This is a genomic window from Bacillota bacterium, assembly GCA_040754675.1.
Lineage (GTDB): Bacteria > Bacillota > Limnochordia > Limnochordales > Geochordaceae > Geochorda.
Genome location: JBFMCJ010000411.1, coordinates 1 through 3,703, shown reverse-complemented (window position 1 = coordinate 3,703; position 3,703 = coordinate 1). Strand labels below are relative to the sequence as shown.

General features: G+C 64.7%; 4 protein-coding genes and 1 pseudogene. 4 read left to right on the top strand and 1 reads right to left on the bottom strand.

The annotated features are described in order from the left end of the window. Positions 1–103: pseudogene (locus AB1609_18025) on the bottom strand (hypothetical protein). A gap of 509 nt (positions 104–612) precedes the next feature. On the opposite strand from AB1609_18025, the gene AB1609_18020 reads away from it, so the two are divergent. From AB1609_18020 to AB1609_18005, 4 genes are all read left to right on the top strand, one after another. Beyond that, the gene (locus tag AB1609_18020; protein MEW6048344.1) at positions 613–879 is read left to right on the top strand and encodes a PIN domain-containing protein; all 267 of its coding nucleotides are present in this window, start codon (positions 613–615) and stop codon (positions 877–879) included. A 637-nt stretch (positions 880–1,516) separates the two neighbouring features. Beyond that, positions 1,517–2,137 carry a hypothetical protein gene (locus AB1609_18015; protein ID MEW6048343.1) on the top strand — a complete coding sequence of 207 codons (621 nt, stop codon included), beginning with the start codon at positions 1,517–1,519 and terminating at the stop codon, positions 2,135–2,137. 36 nt (positions 2,138–2,173) lie between these two features. After that, positions 2,174–2,563 carry a hypothetical protein gene (locus AB1609_18010; GenBank protein ID MEW6048342.1) on the top strand — a complete coding sequence of 130 codons (390 nt, stop codon included), beginning with the start codon at positions 2,174–2,176 and terminating at the stop codon, positions 2,561–2,563. 122 nt (positions 2,564–2,685) lie between these two features. Then, positions 2,686–3,585, top strand: coding sequence for a phosphatase PAP2 family protein (locus AB1609_18005; protein MEW6048341.1), 900 nt, complete (start codon positions 2,686–2,688; stop codon positions 3,583–3,585). Positions 3,586–3,703 lie beyond the last annotated feature (118 nt).

The window sequence follows — 3,703 nt, the reverse complement described above, 5'->3', positions numbered from 1 at the left end:
CAGCGGTCGTCAGGCCCTCGCGCTCGCCGGCGTCGATCTGGGCCTGGCGCACCCAGTGGCGCAGGGACTCCGTGGAGACCCCGAGGTCGGCGGCGATCGCCTTCTGCGTCTTGCCGGAGGTCCGCACCAGCCACACGGCCTCGGCGCGAAACTCCGGCGGGTAGGGCGGTCGGGTTGGTGGCACGGGACACCCTGCTTGTTGGGGCTCCGCCCCAAGTGTGCAGGTGTCCACGGAATCGGGTCAACCCCACTGTCCCGGTAGCCCGTTTCGCCACTTGGTCGATAGCGCTCTCGGCCGCGCAGGCCCAGGCGGTGATTTGTCATAGCGGTCGTGCCATGATGCCGCCGGGAAGGTGCAGCTACCGGAGGGTAGGAGACAACTCCCGGAGGGTAGGAGAATGAGCGACCCATCGCTTTCGGAGGAAATCCGCCGCGAAGTCGCCCGACTCGCGCCGCGAGACCAGCGGCGCGTGTTGGAGTTCATCCGGGGCCTGACGCCCTCGCGAGCCAACGGAACCCCAGGTCGAGCCTTGGTTCGGTTTGCAGGTACACTCCCTCCCGCTGAGGCTGACGCCATGCTAAGAGCCATCGACGAGGGCTGCGAACGAATCGATGCCCGTGACTGGTAAGGTCTTACTTGATACGAGCGTCGTCGTTACGCTCCTTCGGGGAGACGCGGCGGTACGTCGGTTTGTGGAACAAGCGGCGGAGGTTTTCCTGCCGTGCATTGTTGCCGGCGAGCTGTTCTACGGAGCTCGTCAGTCTCGAAATGAGCGGTCGAGCCTGGCGGCGGTTGAGAAGTTTCTCGATGAAGTCACAGTCTTGGACTGTGACGTTGGCACAGCAAGAGAGTATGGGGCTATCAAGGCAGCATATTGACCTGCTTACGACCGAAGCGTGGACAGCGGAAGAAGGAGTTTCCGGATCCTAAGACGTTGCCTGGTGGTACCGGGCCGCCGGGATCGCCCGCATCTCGGGACACCATGCCTCCCGCCCGGGGGGCCTCAGGGCTATCAGAAGTCTTGGGCGATCACCTCGCGTACCTTGGCTGCCAGTTCAGTTCAGATCTGGGAAGAGGCCGCCGCCCGAGCCGTATTACCCCCGGCCCCCCTTTTTTTGTGGCCCGAAACGACGGGCTTGGAAGGCCTCAGTGAGTCGCTCCAAATGAAGCGCAGGGGCAACCAGGTCTACTACTACGCTGCGGAGTGCAAGCGGGTCAACGGCAAGCCTCGCATCGTCTGGCAGAAGTACCTGGGCAATTGGACGACATCGTTCGCCGGCCCGACAGCGGGCAAGCGTTCAACCCGTCCTCGGGGGAGATCTTCTCTTTCGGCTCGGTGGCGGCGCTGTGGAGCATCACTCGCCGGCTGCGGCTGACGGAGATCATCGACCGGGTGGTCCCCAAGCGGGAACAGGGCCCATCCGTCGGTGCGCACATGCTGATCGCTGCGATCAACCGGACCGTGGAGCCCACGAGCATCAACGCCAGATGGGGGAGTGGTTCGAAAGCACCGCCTTGCGGCGGCTGTTGCCGCATATCCAGGCCCGGCATCTCTCCAGCCAACGGTTCTGGGACCATATGGAGCGGCTCGAACGGGAGCACATCTTGGAAATTGAACGGACCCTGGTGGAGCACATGGTCCGAGAATTCCAGCTGGATCTCAGAGCCGTGGTCTACGATACCACCAACTTCATCAGCTACATCGACACCGCCAATGCGGCGGAACTGCCGCAACGGGGCGCCAGCAAGGCCAAGGGCTTTGACCTGAAGCAGGTGGGGCTGGCGCTGTTGGTGGCGTCGGATTTTCACGTGCCGCTGATCCTGGACAAGGGGAACAACTCGGAGAGCAACCAGCACAAGCTCTCCGGAAGCGGCTATCACTTCGTCGGCTCGCTGGTCCCCTCGCACCACCCGGAGCTGCTGCGGGTGCCCAAGAGCCACTACCAGCCTCTGCGGGCCCCTGAGCCGGGTACCAGGCCTGCCGGACCCAAAAGGAGGTCTTCGGATGGCCTGCCGGAGTTGCATTTCGAGTTGGACCAGGAAGCGCTGCACCAGCTGGCCCGGGAGCGGTTTGGGAAGACGATCCTCTTCACCGACCAGCATGATTGGAGCAATGAGCGGATCCTGGCCGCCTAGCGCGGCCAGGATCAGGTGGAGCACGCCTTTCGTCAGATGAAGGACCCGCAGTTCGTCAGCTGGCGGCCGATGTTTCACTGGACCGACTCGAAGATCCGCGTGCACGCCTTTTACTGCGTGCTGGCGCCGATGCTGGCCTCGCTCTTGTTGCGGGAGGTGCACCGGCGCGCACAGGAGCGGGGGCTCCCCGTGCCAGCCCACAGCATCCCCGACCTCCTGCAGACGCTGGGGGCGATCCGGGAGGTGGCGCACCTGTACCCGCCGGAGGCGCGCACGCCAGCACACATCACCTTGTCCGAACGCACCGCGGTCCAGCAACAGCTCTTCGACCTCCTCGACCTGGGCAGCCTGGCCCCATACCAGGCGTGGTGGGCGAACTGCCGGAAGCAACACAGAATCGACCCTCAGGGGGAGGTCTCCAGGTGAGCGAGGTCGAGCAGCTGCTTGAACCGGCTCACAGGGGATGTTAGCCTTGGGACGGAATGAAACGTACTTACTGTTAGCTTACCGTAATTGCCCAGGGGTCTTTGTCGGAGGGGGATTGGTTGATGGAATGGATCAAGGCGCTGCAGGCGGTTATGGGCGGGCCCTTCTGGGATGGGTTCTGGGTGACCATGAGCAAAATCTATTCGGAGAACGTCATGCTGGCTCTGCTGGTGATAGTGTACTGGGTCTCCAACCGCTCCTACAAACGGTATTTCGTCACGCTTGTCATAGGTCAGCTGTGGGTGGTGGCCGGGCTGAAGGGGCTGATTGGCATCCAGCGGCCGCCCATGGACACCGGCATTCGGGTGATCCAGGTCGACACCGGCGGCGCCTTCTCCACGCCCAGCGGGCATGCGACGGGCAGCGCGAGCGTCTTCTCCTCCCTGGCCCTGGGTATCCGGCGGCGGTGGTTCGCCGCCCTCGCCATCCTGGTGATTCTACTCGTGGGAACGTCGCGGCTCTACCTCGGGGTCCACTACCCCACCGACCTGCTTTTCGGGTGGGCGCTGGGCCTGCTCCTGGCGGTGGGTCTGTACTACGCGTGGCGCCCTCTGGAGGCCGCCCTCGGCCGCCTGCCCTTCGGCGCGCAGCTGGCGCTGGCGCTGCTCGCTCCTACCGCACTGATGGCCCTTTGGGCAGGGATGCCGGTCATCGCCCGGGTGGGCCTGTCGGAGCAGTTCCCGACCATGGGCGCGCTGGCGGGCATCTGGGCCGGCGACCTGCTGGAGGAGCGGCTGGTGCGCGCGGAGCGTGCAGACGGGCTCGGGCGGCAGGTGCTCAACTGCCTGTACGGTCTGGTCCTTGTGTTCGCGGTGCGCTTTGCGCTGAAGGCAGTGATGCCGGCCGGGGAATGGGTAGACTTCATCCGGTACATCGGCGTCGGTCTGACGGTAGCGCTGCTGGCTCCGTGGGTCTTCAGCAAGTTGCCTCTCCGCCCGGCGGGCAAGGCCGTCGCCTCCTGACGGGCAGGATTTCATCGCTTGGAAGGGTCCACAAGGTCGTTAATAGCACGACCGAGCGGCGCGGGCACCGCTTCTGCCGCTAATGGCGAGCAGGTCCGAGACCACCGCGTCCATGCCG

Coding starts and splice junctions, on each gene's coding strand:
- AB1609_18010 (MEW6048342.1), top strand. CDS start 2,174: ATGAAGGACCCGCAGTTCGTCAGCTGGCGGCCGATGTTTCACTGGACC.
- AB1609_18020 (MEW6048344.1), top strand. CDS start 613: ATGCCCGTGACTGGTAAGGTCTTACTTGATACGAGCGTCGTCGTTACG.
- AB1609_18005 (MEW6048341.1), top strand. CDS start 2,686: ATGGAATGGATCAAGGCGCTGCAGGCGGTTATGGGCGGGCCCTTCTGG.